We start from the raw sequence: 16,384 nt of genomic DNA on the forward strand, positions 1-16,384 counted from the left end.
GAAGGTTGTGTAGGAACTTCCATTCTTGTGAAGACCTCGACTTTTTACTGCCCTACGACACGCCCCGAAATCAGCTCAGCGGCAGTGCTGCCCTACACCCTCAATTGCGAAGAGCCTGTTTTCGCTAGTTACATACGGAAAGCTCTATGCGCTACGCTCCGATGCCCTAAAAGCCGGATTGTGCCCTGCGCAGGTCCCGCAGCGAGCTCGCCGCGTGATTCAGTTTCCCTCCGGCATAGGGAACTCCGCCGGCCAGCCGCCAGCCCAGGGCTATCCAGGACGTGATGGCACGCTCGGCCACCCACAACGGCGCAAACATGGCTGTGGACCACGGGAAGACACCCTGTGTTCCACGCCGCCCCCACGCGGCAAGAACAACAGTGCCGGCCACGAACAGCAACAGCCTGGCTGGTTTCCTGGCCAGGCACGCAAGCAGTGGCAGCAATGACAGCTCCACCAGCAGCCGCACCGGCTGCGCCTGGGAGTCATAGGCCTGGCGCACCCGCTGCCCCAGGAAGTGGGCAGTCTGCGGCGGCAGGCGCCGCACCAACAGGTCATCCGCACGCACTTCGGTGCCTCCGCGCGCCAGCACCGTGCGGATCATCTCCAGGTTCTCGAACAACACATCACCGCGGTAGCCACCCGCCACAAGGCTCCGCCGTACCGCCAGCGTCCCGGGATAATCCGAGCCGAAGGCACGGTTGATGAGGCTTCGGGCGCTATCCCATTTGGCATGCCAGGGCAGCGGGTCAAAGTAGTTCTGCACCCGCACCAGATCGGCCTGCTCCAGCAAATCCAGCGCGCGCCCTAGGCTCTGCCTGGAATAGCGCACATCATCATCGGCGATCACGATCCGTTCATGACGCGCATGGCGAATCCCCGTGAGAACACCGTGCACTTTGCCATTGGGCGGCTTCACTCCTTCCGGCGGAAGATGCCGGGCCAGCGGCCCGAGACGCCGCCGATGCTCTGCAAAGACCGGCGGCGCCGAACCGTCAACGATGGTGATGTCCACCCACTGCGACAATTCTTCAAGGTAGGAGACGAGCTCGTCATCGCCACTGGTGTCCGCCCACTTCAGCGGCAGGATGTATTCGGCCTCCAACCGGGGCAACGGCAGGTTGGCGACCCCAGTTGGCCCGGAACCGGGTGCGGCGCGATGCCTTGCAGATGACATACCTTGGCCTTTCCTGTCAGCGCTGGTCTTGAGCCGAGAATACTGCCACGATATGGCCAACGTCAGCGGCTTGTTGCCGACATTCAGCATCAGAGAAGGAACACCATGAAGCTTCCAACACCTCGTGGACCACTGACCACCGAACTGGCCTCGGTGCTGCGCCAGCCTGCCGGCGCGGATACCGCGATCCTGGCCGACGTGGTCAGCCGTGCTGTGGTGGCCGAGAGTGACCCGCTGTTCGACGAGGACATCCAGCTGGGCCTCTTTATCATCTATGAGCTGTCCTACCGCGGGTTTGACGAGATGGATGCCGCCTGGGAGTGGGAGCCAAGCCTGTTGGTCCAGCGCCGGAAGCTTGAGGAACGCTTCGAGGCCCGGCTGCGGGAGGCCGCCGGTTCGGCTCCAGGGGTTGAGCCTCGGGCCGAGGCCGTGGCCGAACGCCTCTTTGAACTGGCCGCCGATGATTCGGGGCCTTCGGTGTCCAAGTATGTGCAGCGGCACGCCACCCTGGAGCAGGCCCGCGAGTTCCTGATTCACAAGTCGGTCTACCAGCTCAAGGAGGCCGATCCGCATACCTGGGCGATTCCGCGGCTGGAGGGCCGGGCCAAGGCGGCCATGGTGGAGATCCAGGCCGATGAGTACGGCGGCGGACAGCTGGGCCGCATGCACAGCGAGCTGTTCGCGACCACCATGCACGGCGCCGGGCTGGAAAACACCTTTGGCGCCTACATTGAGCAGGTACCGGCGATCACTTTGGCCTCGGTGAACATGATGTCGCTCTTTGGAATGCACCGGCGGTTGCGCGGCGCGATCACCGGGCACTTGGCCATTTATGAAATGACGTCCTCGCTGCCCAACGCCGCCTATGCCCGTGGCTTCCGCCGCCTGGGCTTCGAGGCGCCGGTCACGGACTATTTCGACGAGCACGTTGAAGCCGACGCGGTCCATGAACAGATCGCCGGACGCGACCTGGCCGGCGGGCTGGTGGAAGACCAGCCCGACCTGGCACCGGATGTCTTCTTTGGCGCCCAGGCGGCCGCCGCAGTGGACGCGATGGTGGGACACTGGCAGCTGGACGCCTGGGAGTCCGGCAACTCCTCCTTGCGCGAACCGGCAGGAGTAGCCGCTTGAGCCAGGAGAACAAACAAGAGAACACCCAGATCACGGTGTGCCCACGCGGACCACTGCTGGTGCGCGGGGACTTCGAGATCCTGGACGCGGACGGTGAGGTCATTGAGCCGCGGCGGGGCACCGTGGCCCTCTGCCGCTGCGGCGGCTCGGCCATCAAGCCCTTCTGCGACGGCACCCACAAGCTGAACCGCTTCGAGCAACGCTAACCAAACCCCTGCCTCCCGGTGGCACCCTTTCAAATTGTTGGACATCAAAGTATATTGTCCAGTGATGCGGATCACCCTTGATCCGGAAAGCCTCGTGCCTGCAAGCGAAAGGTAAGCGCATTGAACGTCACCGAAGAGTTCCGAGCCGCCCGCGACCACCTGCTCTCCCTGCGAGGGAACTACCAGGAAGCGCGGGACACGTTCAGCTGGCCACGGTTCACCCACTTCAATTTCGGTTTTGACTGGTTTGACCAGGTGGCGTCCGGCGAGCGCGGCGGGAAAGAGGCTCTGGTCATCAACGAGATGGACGGCACCTCAACCCGGCGCACCTGGAAGGAGCTCTCCCAGCGTTCCACCCAGCTGGCCCGCTGGCTTTCGGATCAGGGGGTGCGCCGCTCCGACCGGATGATTGTCATGCTGACGAACCAGGTCGAGTTGTGGGAGACCATGCTGGCCGGGATCAAGCTCGGCGCGGTGTTGATTCCCTGCACGGTGCAACTGACCCCAGCGGACCTGGCCGACCGGGTCGAACGCGGCGACGCCCACTGGGTGGTGACCAACCAGGACCAGGTGGAGAAGTTTGAATCGGTTCCCGGCGACTTCACCTTGATCCAGGTCGGCGGCTCCCCCACACCCGGTGTCCTGGATTATGGCGACTCCCTGAACGCTGCGGTGGAGTTCAGCCTGGATGAGCCCACTCGGGCCGATGAAACGCTGCTGCTGTACTTCACCTCGGGGACCACGTCCCGGGCGAAGCTGGTGGAGCACACCCACACCTCCTACCCCGTGGGCCATCTGAGCACGATGTACTGGATTGGCCTGGAGCCAGGGGACGTTCACCTGAACGTGGCCTCCCCCGGCTGGGCCAAGCACGCCTGGTCCAACCTGTTCACCCCGTGGATTGCCGAAGCCACGGTCTTCCTATACAACTATGACCGCTTCGACGCCAAGGCCCTGATGGAGCAGATGGACGCCGAACAGGTGTCCAGCTTCTGTGCCCCGCCCACCGTGTGGCGGCTGCTGATCCAGGCGGACCTGGGTCACCTGAAAAATCCTCCGGCAAAGCTGGTCTCGGCCGGTGAACCACTGAACGCGGAAGTCATTGGCCAGGTGGAGCGGGCTTGGGGGCAGGTCATTCGGGACGGGTTCGGGCAGACCGAAACCACGGTGCAGATTGCCAATCCCCCGGGCGAACGCATCACCATTGGGGCGATGGGCCGTCCCATGCCCGGATACAACGTGGTGTTGGTGGACCCGGCCACCGGCGAGCAGGGGGATCTTGGCGAGATCTGCCTGGAACTTGATCCCCGCCCGTTGGGATTGATGAATTCGTATTTCGGGGATGAGGAGAAGACGGCGGACGCGTTCCGTGACGGCTTCTACCACACGGGTGACATTGCCGAACGGGACGAGCACGGGGTGCTGACCTACGTGGGACGCGCCGATGACGTGTTCAAGTCCAGTGACTACAAGCTGAGCCCCTTCGAACTGGAGTCGGTGCTGATCGAGCACCCGGGGGTGGCCGAGGCCGCGGTCGTGCCTGCCCCGGATGAGCTGCGCCTGAGCGTGCCCAAGGCCTATGTCATCCCGGCGCCCGGCCATGACCCGGGCCCGGAGCTGGCAGAAAGCATCCTGGCCTACTGCCGTGAGCACCTGGCCCCATACAAGCGGATCAAGCGCCTGGAGTTCTCGGATCTGCCCAAGACCATCTCGGGCAAGATCCGGCGGGTGGAGCTGCGCAAGGCCGAAGAGGAACGCCATCGCGGCGAATCGATGAGCGGAGTCGAATACCGCGACTCGGACTTTCCGGCCGTGAAGTCCCAAAGCTCCTAACTCCCCCCAGCGGCCGGCACCAGCCAATACGTAGGCAGGAGTAGTACAAAGAGCAGGCGCTGTCTGGCTGATGAGTTCGCGTCAGTCAGGCAGCGCCTGCTCTTGTCTGGTGTGCGCTCTCCCTTCGGAGGTAGGTGCGGCTCCTACGCCTTGGGGAGCCTCTTCGCCAATACCTGCCGGAACCCTCGGGCGAGGTAGTAGATGGCGTCGGAGTACCAGAAGAACATGATGGTTCGGCGCCATCCTGCACCGGGCTTGGCCTTGCGACGCATCCACCGGTTCAGTTGCGTGCCGGCCGCGAGGATCACCAGTGAGGACCCAATCAACGCCGAAGGGCTCCAGCCGGTCCGGTAAATCAGTCTCTTTACTCCCTTGGCGTCTGAGACCTCCTCCTCAAGGGCCTGGTCGAGACCGGTGAACAGACCTCCCTTGAGGGATTCAAAACCCGTGGGATCCAGTTCATCACGCACCGCATCAATCAGCTCGGACGGCATCCCCAGGTTGCCCACCAGCTGGCGGAGGGATTCCTCGGTGCGCTCGTTGGACAATGCGCGCAGCTCACGAGCGGCCTGTGGCCACAACGACTCCAGGGCGGCCAGCTCCTCCTCGTCAATTCCATACAGCCACTGCGCCAAATCGGCCTGATACTTTGCCGCGGCGCTTTCTGCCGCGACAGTGGGAACAGCCCGCTGCGCAGGACCCATCCAGTATTGCGCGGCCACACTGCCGTTGACGTTCACGGCTCCCCTGCGTGCGTGGAATCGCAGCTCGTAGGCCTCGTCGTGGCGCAGGATTTCCAGCGCCGGAACCATTTTCCGCCCAAGGATGATCTCCACCGGTTCACCGCGGCGCAGCGCGAGTAACCCAGAAGCGTCTTGCCTCATTAGCCACGAGCCTGGTTGCCCCATCGCGGACAACGCCAAATCGCTGCGGCGCAGGCTTGGACCGGCAATCGCCTGCAAGGATTCCTCGGTGTCGACCTCCATCTCCATTTCGTCATCGGCTCCGGCGTCCTCGGCGTGCTCTAGTTCCGTGCCGGCCGCCAAGTCGCCGTCCAGGTAGAGTCTGTCGGCACCGCTGGCTTCCATCAGCTTCCCGGCCAGCTGCTCCAGGCTCTGCTGGGAGACCGACAGGTTGCCGGAGGCGGTGGCCGTCATCGGCTGCTCGTCCTCGTTCAGGGCCAGTTCTGCGTGGACGTAGGTACTACCACCCTCGCGGTCTGCCGCCTCGATATAGCCGACGAGGTCAAAGGCACTGAGGGCCTCAAAGACCCGCTGCTGGGCATCGTCGCGGTGGACGTCATAATTGAAGACGGCTACGGCGGTATTGAATTCCTGGGTACTCATGGCGGATTCCCTTCCAAGGATCGGGTCTTTGCTTCATCCTATGGGCGGCTCCAATTCGAGCGGGCATCCCAAGGCGGAGATCGGGCAGTATCCGGCACAACGCGGTCGACCCAAAGGATGACTTGCAGCCATTTCGGAGATTGCCGCTGTCACCGGAGCAGTTCACCCTCTTAGTCGCACGTAGGCTGCCAGCCCGCGACATGAACCCCATCCCCCGAGGCGTTTAAGCGTGAGAGGGAAGGAATACAATTGATCAAAACGCGGCCTCAAACACAAATTCCTCCCGCAGTTTGACGCAACACTTCGTCCAGATTGGTCACCAGAGTATATTTGTCTGGAATTTAAGTGCGCTCCGAGTGCTGATGACACAGCGGCGGCTGCCACTGCAGGTGAAAGGACCCAGATGAACAACACCGCCAAGTTCCGTGCCGCCCGAGACCAGCTACTCGCCTTGCGCGAAGACTATCAGCGGGCACGCGAGGAGTTCAGCTGGCCGCAGTTCACGGACTTCAACTTCGCCTATGACTGGTTTGACCAGGTCGCTCGCGACCCACAACGGGCCAACAGCCCGGCGCTGATCCTGGCCGAGCCGGATGGCAGCACCGCCAGCTACACCTGGGCAGAATTATCGCGGCGTTCCACACAGGTGGCGCGGTGGTTCTCCGATCAGGGGTTCGAACGCTCGGAGACCATGATTGTCATGCTGGGCAACGAAATCGCGTTGTGGGAAGTCATGCTGGCGGGCATGAAGCTAGGTGCCGCCATCATCCCCTCCACCACGCAACTGACAAGTAGCGACCTTGCCGAGCGGATCCAGCGTGGCAACGCGAGCTGGGTCGTTACGAATGAAGAGCAGATCCCCAAATTCAGTGAGGTACCGGGGAACTACACGCTCGTGCAGGTGAACGGAACGCCAGGACCGGGGATCCTGGACTACCAAGAGTCGGAAGACGCTCCGACCGAATTCCAGCTGGACGTCCCCACTGCAGCGGATGAAAACCTGCTGCTGTACTTCACCTCCGGCACCACCTCCCAGGCCAAACTGGTGCAGCACACCCACACCTCGTACCCCGTAGGCCACCTAGCCACCATGTACTGGATTGGACTGGAACCAGGCGACATCCACCTCAACGTCGCCTCCCCCGGCTGGGGCAAGCACGCCTGGTCCAACTTCTTCGCCCCATGGATCGCCGAGGCCACTGTGTTCGTGTACAACTACGAACGCTTTGACGCCCGAACACTGATGCAGCAGATGGAGTCCAAGAATGTCACCAGCTTCTGCGCCCCACCCACGGTCTGGCGATACCTGATCCAGGCGGACCTGGGAGAACTAGTCACCCCACCAACCAAGCTGGTATCGGCGGGCGAGCCACTGAACGCCGAAGTCATTGACCATGTCTACCGAGCATGGGGTCAGGTGATCCGGGATGGCTACGGGCAAACGGAAACCACGGTCCAGGTTGCCAACCCTCCGGGTGAACGCATCACCATTGGCGCCATGGGAAGGCCCATGCCCGGATATGCCGTGGAACTGCGTGACCCCACCACCGGCGCGGTCGCCGAGGAAGGTGAGATCTGCCTGCGCCTGGATAACCCACCCGTGGGGTTGATGAAGGGCTACTTCAACGACGAAGCCACCACCAGCCAGGCAATGCGCGAGGGCGTCTATCACACCGGTGACATTGCCCAACGGGACGAGCACGGGGTGCTGACCTACGTGGGACGCGCCGATGACGTGTTCAAGTCCAGTGACTACAAGCTCAGCCCGTTCGAACTGGAATCGGTGATCCTGGAACACCCCGCCGTGGCAGAGGCGGCGGTGGTCCCCTCCCCCGATGACATGAAGCTCTCGGTCCCCAAGGCCTTTGTGATCCTGGCCGAGGGACACTCCCCGACCGCGCAGACCGCCGAGGCGATCCTTGGTTATTGCCGGAAGCACCTGGCTCCCTACAAGCGGATCCGGCGCCTGGAGTTCTCGGATCTTCCCAAGACCATTTCCGGCAAGATCCGCAGGGTAGAACTGCGCCAAAACGAGGAAGCACAGCACCGTGCGGGCACGAGGTCTTCCCAGGAATTCAGGGACAGTGACTTCCCTGCGCTTTTTGCCAGCCGCAGCTAGGAACAGGCTACGCGGAGCGTGACAACCGGGGCGCCAGAGTCCAGGCCCCAGCGTCCGGGTTGTCACGCCCCTTTTTCCAATGCGACTTCGGCACCCACCTCGGGTCCGAGAACTGTGAAAGCTATCCGAACCAGGGCTTCTCGGCTTGCTTCAGCGTGCCGTCATTCTTGGACATGTTCAGCCACTGATTGACGTACTGTCGGAAGGTTTCATCCCCGCGCGGAAGCATGTATGCCTTCTGTGAGAAGTTGAACGGCTTATCCGGGTGCACCGCGCATAGTTCGGGCTTCTCGTGGGCCACCCACCGAGTTTCCGAGGCGTCCGTGGTCATCACGTCCGCACGGCCGGCAATGATCTCGTCAAAGATGGCATTGTTATCCTCGAATCGGATGATCTCCCCTTCCGGATAGTGCTCGTCTGCGAACTTTTCGTTGGTTCCACCAATGGGGGTGATGGAGCGGACGCCGGGCTGGTTGATTTCCTTGACGGTGTCGTACTTCTCCACGTTCTCGCACAAGGTGATTGGTGTTTTGCCTTCATCCAGTGTCGCGTCACTGAAGTACGCCTGCTCGGCCCGCTCCAAGGAAATGGAGACCCCGCCGACAGCCATGTCGCACTTCTCCAGGAAGTCAGGCATGAGATTCTTCCAGGAGGTCTGTACGAACTCCACCTCCACGCCCAACTCCTCTGCCAGGTCTTGAGCCATGTCGATATCGATGCCGCTCCATTCGCCGGACTCCGGGTCCAGGTAGGTGAAGGGACGGTAATCTCCCGTCGTGCAGACCTTGAGCTGGTTGGCCTTCTTGATGGCGTCCAACCGCGGCCTGTCGGCCTCAGTCTTACTGGAGGTTTCCGTGTTACCGGCAGAGTCCTGTTCGGCGGTGCAGGCGGAGAGGGTGGCGGCACCAAGGAGTGCCACGCCCATGAGAGTCAGGGAACGAAGGTGCTTGGAATGTGATGTCATGCCAAGATGCTACTGGCGGGAGACCGCCCACCCAAGGAAGTTACTTGCCCTTCACCAGCCCTCTGCTGCTCAGCAAGGCCGGTAAAGCACCAGAAACGGAATTAAAACACTTCGGGGAGGCGACCAACAATGTTGGTCGCCTCCCCGAACAGCTCAGGAAGCTACTTGCCCAGGTACTTCTCAAACCCGGACGGCAGGTTCAGGCTTGACGGGTCGAAGTCCTCCGGGACCCCGCCCTGCCCGAATGCGGCACCCTTGGGAGCGTTGGCCTTCTTGTTCTTGGCCTCCAGCTCAGCCTGGGCGGCCTTGGCCGGGTTGCCGTACTTCTGCTTCTTGCCCTTCCCCTTGCCCTTGGCCTTGCGGGCCCCGCCGCGGCCGGCACCGGGCATGCCCGGGATGGCGCCGCCGGAGGCCATCTTCTTCATCATCTTCTGGGCTTCGGTGAAGCGCTCCAGCATCTGGTTGACCTCGGAAACCGCGACGCCCGAGCCCTTGGCAATACGGGCACGGCGCGAACCGTTGATGATCTTGGGGGCGTTGCGCTCATGCGGGGTCATGGAGCGCACAATGGCCTCCACCCGGTCAATCTGGCGCTCGTCAAACTGTTCAAGCTGCTGACGGGAAATCTGGGTGCCGGGCATCATGCCCAGCAGCTTCTTCATGGACCCCATCTTCTTGATCTGGGCCATCTGGGCCAGGAAGTCATCCAGGGTGAAGTCTTCCTGGTCGGCGAACTTCTTCGCCATCCGCTCCGCTTCGCCGCGGTCCCAGTTCTTCTCCGCCTGCTCGATGAGCGTCATGATGTCGCCCATGTCCAGGATGCGGCTGGCCATGCGGTCCGGGTGGAAGATCTCGAAGTCGTCCAGGTTCTCGCCGGTGGAGGCGAACATGACCGGCTTGCCGGTCACCGAGGCCACCGACAGAGCAGCACCACCGCGGGCGTCACCATCCAGCTTGGACAGGACCACACCGGTGAAGTCCACGCCCTCATGGAAGGCCTGGGCGGTGTTCACCGCGTCCTGGCCGATCATGGCGTCAATGACAAAGAGCACTTCATCCGGATTGATGGCGGCACGGATGTTCGCGGCCTGGGCCATCATCTCGGCGTCCACGCCCAGGCGGCCGGCGGTGTCAACGATCACCACGTCGTGCAGCTTCGCCTTGGCCTCGGCCACACCGTCGCGGGCCACGACCACCGGGTCACCGGTGGGGGTGTCGAATTCGGAGGAGACGCCCGGATGCGGGGCGTAGACCGGCACGCCGGCACGCTCACCGTTGATCTGCAGCTGCTTGACCGCGTTCGGGCGCTGCAGGTCGCAGGCCACCAGCATCGGGGTGTGGCCTTCGGCCTTCAGGTGCTTGGCCAGCTTGCCGGCCAGGGTGGTCTTACCGGCACCCTGCAGACCGGCGAGCATGATCACCGTGGGAGGGTTCTTTGCCAGGTTGATGCGGCGGGTCTGCCCACCCAGGATCTCAACGAGCTCGTCGTTGACGATCTTCACAACCTGCTGGCCCGGGTTCAGTGCCTCCGAGACCTCGGCGCCCAGGGCACGTTCCTTGATCTGGGCCACGAAGGCGCGCACCACCGGCACGGCAACGTCCGCATCCAACAGGGCCCGTCGGATCTCCCGGACGGTACCGTCAATGTCGGCCTCGGTGAGCTTGCCCTTGCCGCGCAGGTTCTTGAAGGTGGCTGTCAGGCGATCGGAGAGTGAATTAAACACGTGCCGGGCACTTCTTTCGGTAGGTCGTGTGGTGCGCGAAGCAAAGCGCACAGGACTCAACCATCAAGAATATCAATAACCCGGCATGGTTCGGCACCGATTCGCCGCCAGCGTGAAGAACTCAACGCAAAATCACCGCCGCCCCCGGTGCCCGGGCGGTCAATGCCATACTGGCCTCATGGATCGCGAACTGTTCACCGCCCACGGACTTGAGGTCGCACCCCAGCTGCTCGGTGCCCGATTGAGCGTCCAAAGCCCCGAGGGTGTTGTTACCCTGCGGATCACCGAGACCGAGGCCTATCACGGGGTGGGCACCCCGCCGCCCTATGATCCGGGCTCGCATTCCAAGGACCGCAAGACCGAACGCAACGCCTCCATGTTCGGCCCTCCCGGCCACGCCTACGTGTACCTGAGCTACGGGGTGCACTACGCCATCAACCTGGTTTGCTCCCCCACCGGCACCGCCTCGGCGGTGCTGCTGCGTGCCGGGGAAATCGTGGAGGGTGAAGAGCTGGCCGTTGAACGCCGCACCGCCAAACGCCATCAGGCGGCCAATGGCCGTTCGCCCTCGCCCATCAACCACGCGCAGCTGGCCCGCGGACCGGGGAACCTGGGTACGGCGTTGGGCGTCACCCGGGCCGAACATGACGGGCTGGACCTGTTCGTTGCCCCGTTCCATCTGGAACTACCCATCCAACGGGTAGAGCACATTGCCCACGGCCCCCGGGTAGGGGTCGCCGGGACCGCCGGCGGCACCGATTTCCCGTGGCGGTTCTGGATTCCCGGGGATCCGACCGTGTCCGCCTTCCGCCCCGGACGCAACGCCGCTCCCTGGCGCCACGATCCGGTACGCGATGCCTTTAGCTGGAACCCCTCTTCCTAAACGCCGCACCGGGTGGGAAACCGACGACTACTGCCAGTTCCCCGCCCAGGCACGCCAGGTTAATTCAGCACGACCCGGTCAGCGCACCAGCTGGTAACCCGACTCCTGGTGCTCGGCCGCATCAATGCCAGCGACCTCCGTGGAGCCATCGACCCTCCAGCCGATGAGCTTGTCCACGAACAGGGCAATCACCCAGGTGACGGTGGCCGAGAAAACCACCACCACCAGACAGGTCACCAGCTGGGAGACCAGCAGCGCCGGCCCGCCACCGTAGATCAGGCCAGCCGGTTCCTCCAGCCCCGGCAGCGCCACCAACCCCAGGGCCAGGGTTCCGACCACGCCTGCCACCAGGTGCACCCCGACGACGTCCAACGAGTCGTCATAGCCCAGCTTCCACTTCAAGTTCACCGCCCAGGCCGCGGCCGTCCCGGCCACCAGCCCCAGCAGCAGCGCCGCCCACGGCGCCACGTTGGCGCAGGCCGGGGTGATGGCGACCAGTCCGGCCACAAGGCCGGAGGCCACTCCCACCGAGGTGGGACGCTGGCCGCGCAGTTTCTCCACCAGGATCCACCCGAGCACCGCGGCGCCGGGCGCAATGAGGGTATTGACCCAGATCAGTCCGGCCTGCTCCACGGTGCTCGCAGCGCCTGCATTGAAGCCGAACCATCCGAACCAGAGCAGAGCCGCTCCCAGCATCACCAGCGGCGTGTTGTGCGGCTGCGGGCGGTCATGAAAATTGTGCCGCGGCCCAAGCTTCAGGGCCAACACCAGGGCCGCCACACCGGCGTTCGTGTGGATCACCGCCCCGCCGGCGAAATCAATGGCCTCACCAAAGCGCTGACCCAGCCATCCGTCGGCATCCAGCAAACCCCCGCCCCACACCCAGAAGGCAACCGGTGCGTAGACCAGGGAGACCCAGACCGGAACAAACAGCAGCCAGGCCCCGAACCGGCTGCGGTCGGCAATCGCCCCGGAAATGATAGCCACGGCGATCATCGCAAACGCCCCGGCAAAGCCGACAGGCAACAAATCGGCCATGTCGGTGCCCAGCAGGGCGAAATCATTCAGCGGCGCACCGAGGAGGCCACCTAGCATCGGCTCACCGGACGCCAGCGAGTAGCCCCACAGTACCCAGACCACCGCCGTCATGGCAGCGGCCGTGAAGCTCATCAACATCATGTTCACGACCCCGGTGGCCCGGGTCATCCCACCGTAAAACAGACCCAGTGCCGGGGTCATCAATACCACCAGGCTTGCGGCCATCAGCGTCCACAACTCGGCTGTCGAAATCTCCATCGCCTTCACCATCACCTTCGCAAAAGTGTCTCTTTGCTTGATTGCAAGGGGCGGTACACGTCCTTGGGCATCCCCACGAACTTAATCTTGCTGGGTAGTTGTTTCGGCGGTGCGCTGGTCTGCGTTTCGGTCTGATGACAAAAATAGGTGTCCCGTAACGGCTGCGGGTCATTGCGGTTACGGGGACGTTACTCCCAAAAATACCGAGGGAGGTCGGGGAACACATAAGTGTTCCCCGACCGCCGCACGATGGTAGCCGTTAGAGTTGCTTGAGCTTCACTACCTGGAATTCAGGCACGGTAGTGCTACCACCGATTTGAGTGTCGTAGGACAAGGAACCAGATACTTCAGCGGTCACCTGGATGATGTCGTCCTGCACGACATCATCCAGAACGTCGCAGTTCAGCAAACCATCTCCGGCGTTGAAAATGGAATTATGCTCGTAGTCATATTTCCCAACGTGGGCGTGGCTCACATTGGCGCGGAAGGTGCACGGTCCAGTCGCTGAATCGAACTGTGTGACTCGGGCATAGATTATGAGATTGCGTCCTACATTTGAATCCGGCTTCTTAACCACCTGGGCGAGTTCGCGCTTGGTCACCTTCTTAGCTTTTTTCAGGGCGTCCTTTTCTTTTTTCTCGGCCTCTTCCTTTTTCTTCTTCTCCTCGGCCTTGCGCTTTTCCTCGGCGTCTTTTTCTTGCTGACGCTTTTCTTCGGCGCTGCGGAACTCTTCAAGCTCTGTTTCAGCTGTTGCGAGCTTTGCTTCAGTCTCCGTGAGCTGCGTCTGCAAAGCGTTTCGGTCTTGTTCCAACGAAGCTGCCGAGGCTTGAGCGGCATCGTAGTCTTCCTGTGCAACGCCGCAAGCGGCCAGCGAGATTCCAAGCAGGGCTACGGAAAGAATTGTGGCTACCTTTTTCACGGTGAACCATCCTTTGTAGGAGTGATGATCATCTGAATTTCCGATGAATGCAGATGAATCTAAATGTATCAACTCGATAGGACAGTTTTACTCAGCTGAGGGCAAAAGACCTCTGGCTCATTTCAGCTACGCCGCCGGCGCAATAGGCCACTTTGGGTAGAGAACTCACGCAGATTTTCACTGTCCAGGAAACCACCGAGCTCCACTGTCCCGTCCGGATGGATTCTCACATCCACCCGGTTTGGCGCCCAGGCCGGGTCGTATTCTTCGTAGCGCGAGCTGAGGTGGATGAAACGCTGGTTGGCTGAACCGATCAACGCGCGTTCTGTCTCCGGTTCATCCTCCCGGTAGGGACCGTCCACGAGCAGATCCGTGGCGGCAATCAGTCGCGCCGCGTCCGGATCCCGGTTCTGAAGGGACTCCATGGTGTAACCGGTGAAGGTGAGCACTCCCAGCCCCGCTGCCTGGGCGGCCTCCGCCAGGTCCGCTCCGGCGGCCGCCTGGTCAAAGGGTTCCCCTCCAATCAGAGTGATGCCCTCAACCTCATGCTGTTGGGCCTCGGCAATAATGTCACCGACTTCCCGCAGTGTTCCCCCGCGTTCGGTGAACAGGTGCGGGTTGATGCAGCCCTTACAGCGAATGGAACACCCCTGCACCCAGATGGCGCTGCGCAGATGCGGGCCTTCGGCACGGGTGGCATGCAGGATCCGGGCCACCCTCAGTGCACTGGGCATTACAGGTCCAGGGTCCGAGAGCCGCGCCGGTTACTGCGCGTGGGGTTGCCGGAGAACTCCAGCCTGGAGCGCAACGGGAGCAGGACGTGCGGCGCCACCCCGCTGGATTCCAGCAGTTCCTCAAAACTGTTGAATGAGCCAATGCGTTTTCGTGCCGAAAGAATGGAATCAATGTCGGCCGGCCGCAGGCCCAGCGCCCGCAGTTGCGCGGGGCGTGCCTGGTTGACCTCCACGTTGCCCGTGAACTCCTCCCGCACGGGGAGTTGATGCCCGGCCGTGATGTCAGGGGAAGTAGGCGCCCCGGCCTGGGAGAAGCCAGACATTGTGCCCTGTGCCGCTGCCTTCCCGGTGGACGAGGTGTTGGTTGTGGTCCACCATTGCTGGTCCTGTTGCTGTCCCAGCAGCGGTTCCTGGGTCCGCTGGCGCTGCGGCTGCCCGTAGCGGGAGCGTACCTCCGCCGGCACCATCGGAGAAGTCTCAATCAGAAAACGCAACCAGCGCGGGTTCAGTGCCAGGGCGACAATCGTGGATCCGAACCAGTTGACAAGCATCAGGACGACCACCAGGTTATAGAACACGGAGGATCCGTTGATGGTCTTAATGCCGCTGTCCGGCATCATCGCAAAGGTGAAAATGGTCATGGCCAGCGCTACGGCGCCAATGATGAGCCACCGCCAGTTGCGCATCCGCACACCGCGGTAGAAGAAGACGACGCAGGAACCCAACCCCACTGTCAGGGCCGGCCAGACCACTCCTACACTGCTCAGCAGCGCCCACATCAGCTGCCGGAACGAGACGTTCATGCCTGTCCCCGCTGATCCTTGACGGTATTCTGCACCGGCAGGTGCTGTTCCTGCACGGCGGCGCGGTAGTAGTCTCCCGTCAATCGCGAGTCGACCACCCGTGCGTCGGGAACCAACGCTTCGATGGTGGCCAACTCATCCAGGCAGGCGGCCCCGGTAATGTCGCTGGTCTCGGCGGAAATCATGCCGTCCGCGCCAATAGTCACGATGAATTTCTTTGACATCTATGCCTCCTCGAACACCAGCTGGACGCTGCCGTCCACCGCGCGCTGCTCCATAAGGCGCATTCCCATGGTGCGTGCCTGGGCCTGGACTTTCTCCACGTTCCTGCGTTGCAGGATCTGACCAACCGCCGAGTGCAGCTGTTGCACCAGTGCGCCGGTGGCCTCCTGATCGTTTCTAATCTGTGCGAGGTAACGGTCCGACTCGCGGACGAACACCGCTTCCCCGGCCTGGGTCTGAGCGGTGACGAGCTCACCTTGCACCTGGTGCTCGGTGATCCCTAGTGCGTCCAGCCCCTCAATGAGCAGCTGCTGGTCCTGAATCCGGGTGGACTCAAAAGCCTGCTCGTACTGCCTGTTCTTCGCATTATGTAGTTCCTGCGCGGCCTTGACCGCCATGATCCCGGCGGGGATCAGGAAAACTTCCAAACTCATCGGTGCTCCCCCTAGAAATCGATTCGGCGTCCGCCACGCCAACTGGTCACGTCCGCGCTCCCGGAGGTGCTGGCGGCAAATTCTTCCTCGTCCTCGGCTGCGGTGGCTGCCACCGCGCGCTGGCTAGCCCAGTCACGCACCGCCCGGATCTGTTCGGCTTGCATGGTGGCCAGCGGAACCGTGTTGCTGATTGCCCGCAGCAAGTCCGCCTCGCGCAGTGGTTGGCGTTCATGGTACGCATCGAAGCACGCGCTGACGACGCCTTCGGCGATTTCGGCGCCCGAGAAACCGTTGCTGGCCTGGGCCAGGCGCTCCATGAGTGACGGGTCTTCGGCTGAGATTTCTCCAGCGGCCTCGGGTGCGCTAGCTGTTCTTCCCACGGAGGTTGTGGGCAACGGCGCGTTGTGTGAGAAGAGGTGAGGACCTCCGGTATCGATATGGGTAACCACACTCATCTCGAATCACACGAAGGTCCTCATGTCTTACATTACTCATGCCCGCGCTTCGCTGACACCGCAGGGCCGACTGAAAATGGTCCTGCTGGTCATCAACGAGAAATGGACGCAGGCGCGTGTCGCCGAGCGCTTCCAGGT

Annotated in this window: 16 protein-coding genes and 1 pseudogene; 6 read left to right on the forward strand and 11 right to left on the reverse strand. The window is 62.5% G+C overall.

What is annotated here, in order from left to right; all coding sequences use genetic code 11:
• Positions 1-166: 166 nt before the first annotated feature.
• Positions 167-1,267, reverse strand: coding sequence for a glycosyltransferase family 2 protein (locus tag FDN03_RS14800; protein WP_249354615.1), 1,101 nt, complete (start codon positions 1,265-1,267; stop codon positions 167-169).
• A 15-nt stretch (positions 1,268-1,282) separates the two neighbouring features.
• Here FDN03_RS14800 and FDN03_RS14805 point away from each other — a divergent pair, with 15 nt between their 5' ends.
• The 3 genes from FDN03_RS14805 to FDN03_RS14815 all read left to right on the forward strand — a co-directional run bounded on the left by FDN03_RS14805 (position 1,283) and on the right by FDN03_RS14815 (position 4,347).
• A complete protein-coding gene (locus tag FDN03_RS14805) occupies positions 1,283-2,308 on the forward strand; it encodes an iron-containing redox enzyme family protein (protein WP_138178378.1) in 1,026 nt (341 codons plus the stop codon).
• A complete protein-coding gene (locus FDN03_RS14810) occupies positions 2,305-2,514 on the forward strand; it encodes a CDGSH iron-sulfur domain-containing protein (RefSeq protein WP_054820397.1) in 210 nt (69 codons plus the stop codon). The genes FDN03_RS14805 and FDN03_RS14810 overlap by 4 nt, the downstream gene beginning before the upstream one ends.
• 120 nt (positions 2,515-2,634) lie before the next feature.
• Positions 2,635-4,347, forward strand: a complete 1,713-nt coding sequence (locus FDN03_RS14815; RefSeq protein ID WP_138178379.1) for an AMP-binding protein — start codon at positions 2,635-2,637, stop codon at positions 4,345-4,347.
• Positions 4,348-4,490: 143 nt separating this feature from the next.
• Here FDN03_RS14815 and FDN03_RS14820 read toward each other — a convergent pair whose 3' ends face one another.
• On the reverse strand, positions 4,491-5,693 hold the full coding sequence (locus tag FDN03_RS14820; RefSeq protein ID WP_138178380.1) for a hypothetical protein: 1,203 nt from the start codon (positions 5,691-5,693) through the stop codon (positions 4,491-4,493).
• Between the two features lie 403 nt (positions 5,694-6,096).
• On the opposite strand from FDN03_RS14820, the gene FDN03_RS14825 reads away from it, so the two are divergent.
• Complete coding sequence (locus FDN03_RS14825) at positions 6,097-7,812, forward strand: AMP-binding protein (RefSeq protein WP_138178381.1); 1,716 nt, start codon at positions 6,097-6,099, stop codon at positions 7,810-7,812.
• 121 nt (positions 7,813-7,933) lie between these two features.
• On the opposite strand, the gene FDN03_RS14830 is transcribed toward FDN03_RS14825, so the two are convergent.
• Positions 7,934-8,776: a transporter substrate-binding domain-containing protein gene (locus FDN03_RS14830; RefSeq protein WP_138178382.1), complete on the reverse strand. Its 843-nt coding sequence runs from the start codon at positions 8,774-8,776 to the stop codon at positions 7,934-7,936.
• A 161-nt stretch (positions 8,777-8,937) separates the two neighbouring features.
• The gene (gene ffh, locus FDN03_RS14835; RefSeq protein ID WP_138178383.1) at positions 8,938-10,500 is read right to left on the reverse strand and encodes a signal recognition particle protein; all 1,563 of its coding nucleotides are present in this window, start codon (positions 10,498-10,500) and stop codon (positions 8,938-8,940) included.
• 178 nt (positions 10,501-10,678) lie between these two features.
• Here ffh and FDN03_RS14840 point away from each other — a divergent pair, with 178 nt between their 5' ends.
• Positions 10,679-11,383 (forward strand): DNA-3-methyladenine glycosylase, encoded by a 705-nt coding sequence (locus FDN03_RS14840; RefSeq protein WP_138178384.1) that lies wholly within the window; start codon positions 10,679-10,681, stop codon positions 11,381-11,383.
• A 78-nt stretch (positions 11,384-11,461) separates the two neighbouring features.
• On the opposite strand, the gene FDN03_RS14845 is transcribed toward FDN03_RS14840, so the two are convergent.
• The 7 genes from FDN03_RS14845 to FDN03_RS14875 form a co-directional block, all read right to left on the reverse strand.
• Complete coding sequence (locus FDN03_RS14845; RefSeq protein ID WP_138178385.1) at positions 11,462-12,679, reverse strand: ammonium transporter; 1,218 nt, start codon at positions 12,677-12,679, stop codon at positions 11,462-11,464.
• Between the two features lie 259 nt (positions 12,680-12,938).
• Positions 12,939-13,598: a hypothetical protein gene (locus tag FDN03_RS14850; protein ID WP_138178386.1), complete on the reverse strand. Its 660-nt coding sequence runs from the start codon at positions 13,596-13,598 to the stop codon at positions 12,939-12,941.
• A 122-nt stretch (positions 13,599-13,720) separates the two neighbouring features.
• A complete protein-coding gene (locus FDN03_RS14855) occupies positions 13,721-14,332 on the reverse strand; it encodes a 4Fe-4S single cluster domain-containing protein (protein WP_138178387.1) in 612 nt (203 codons plus the stop codon).
• Positions 14,332-15,135 (reverse strand): helix-hairpin-helix domain-containing protein, encoded by an 804-nt coding sequence (locus FDN03_RS14860; protein WP_138178388.1) that lies wholly within the window; start codon positions 15,133-15,135, stop codon positions 14,332-14,334. The genes FDN03_RS14855 and FDN03_RS14860 overlap by 1 nt, the downstream gene beginning before the upstream one ends.
• Positions 15,132-15,359 (reverse strand): DUF2997 domain-containing protein, encoded by a 228-nt coding sequence (locus FDN03_RS14865; RefSeq protein ID WP_138178389.1) that lies wholly within the window; start codon positions 15,357-15,359, stop codon positions 15,132-15,134. The genes FDN03_RS14860 and FDN03_RS14865 overlap by 4 nt, the downstream gene beginning before the upstream one ends.
• Positions 15,360-15,791, reverse strand: a complete 432-nt coding sequence (locus FDN03_RS14870) for a hypothetical protein (RefSeq protein ID WP_138178390.1) — start codon at positions 15,789-15,791, stop codon at positions 15,360-15,362. It abuts the gene before it with no gap.
• 11 nt (positions 15,792-15,802) lie between these two features.
• A complete protein-coding gene (locus tag FDN03_RS14875; RefSeq protein ID WP_138178391.1) occupies positions 15,803-16,108 on the reverse strand; it encodes a hypothetical protein in 306 nt (101 codons plus the stop codon).
• Positions 16,109-16,277: 169 nt separating this feature from the next.
• Between FDN03_RS14875 and FDN03_RS16835 the strand changes: the two are divergent.
• A pseudogene (locus FDN03_RS16835) lies at positions 16,278-16,384 on the forward strand (IS481 family transposase); the annotation flags it as partial.

This window comes from Glutamicibacter sp. V16R2B1 (genome assembly GCF_005774635.1).
In the GTDB taxonomy this organism is placed as follows: Bacteria; Actinomycetota; Actinomycetes; order Actinomycetales; family Micrococcaceae; genus Glutamicibacter; species Glutamicibacter creatinolyticus.

Excerpts from the sequence above, each read along its gene's own strand:
- FDN03_RS14800 (WP_249354615.1), bottom strand. The coding sequence starts at position 1,267 with ATGCTGAATGTCGGCAACAAGCCGCTGACGTTGGCCATATCGTGGCAG.
- FDN03_RS14805 (WP_138178378.1), top strand. The coding sequence starts at position 1,283 with ATGAAGCTTCCAACACCTCGTGGACCACTGACCACCGAACTGGCCTCG.
- FDN03_RS14820 (WP_138178380.1), bottom strand. The coding sequence starts at position 5,693 with ATGAGTACCCAGGAATTCAATACCGCCGTAGCCGTCTTCAATTATGAC.
- FDN03_RS14825 (WP_138178381.1), top strand. The coding sequence starts at position 6,097 with ATGAACAACACCGCCAAGTTCCGTGCCGCCCGAGACCAGCTACTCGCC.
- FDN03_RS14830 (WP_138178382.1), bottom strand. The coding sequence starts at position 8,776 with ATGACATCACATTCCAAGCACCTTCGTTCCCTGACTCTCATGGGCGTG.
- FDN03_RS14840 (WP_138178384.1), top strand. The coding sequence starts at position 10,679 with ATGGATCGCGAACTGTTCACCGCCCACGGACTTGAGGTCGCACCCCAG.
- FDN03_RS14845 (WP_138178385.1), bottom strand. The coding sequence starts at position 12,679 with ATGGAGATTTCGACAGCCGAGTTGTGGACGCTGATGGCCGCAAGCCTG.
- FDN03_RS14855 (WP_138178387.1), bottom strand. The coding sequence starts at position 14,332 with ATGCCCAGTGCACTGAGGGTGGCCCGGATCCTGCATGCCACCCGTGCC.
- FDN03_RS14860 (WP_138178388.1), bottom strand. The coding sequence starts at position 15,135 with ATGAACGTCTCGTTCCGGCAGCTGATGTGGGCGCTGCTGAGCAGTGTA.
- FDN03_RS14865 (WP_138178389.1), bottom strand. The coding sequence starts at position 15,359 with ATGTCAAAGAAATTCATCGTGACTATTGGCGCGGACGGCATGATTTCC.
- FDN03_RS14870 (WP_138178390.1), bottom strand. The coding sequence starts at position 15,791 with ATGAGTTTGGAAGTTTTCCTGATCCCCGCCGGGATCATGGCGGTCAAG.
- FDN03_RS14875 (WP_138178391.1), bottom strand. The coding sequence starts at position 16,108 with ATGGAGCGCCTGGCCCAGGCCAGCAACGGTTTCTCGGGCGCCGAAATC.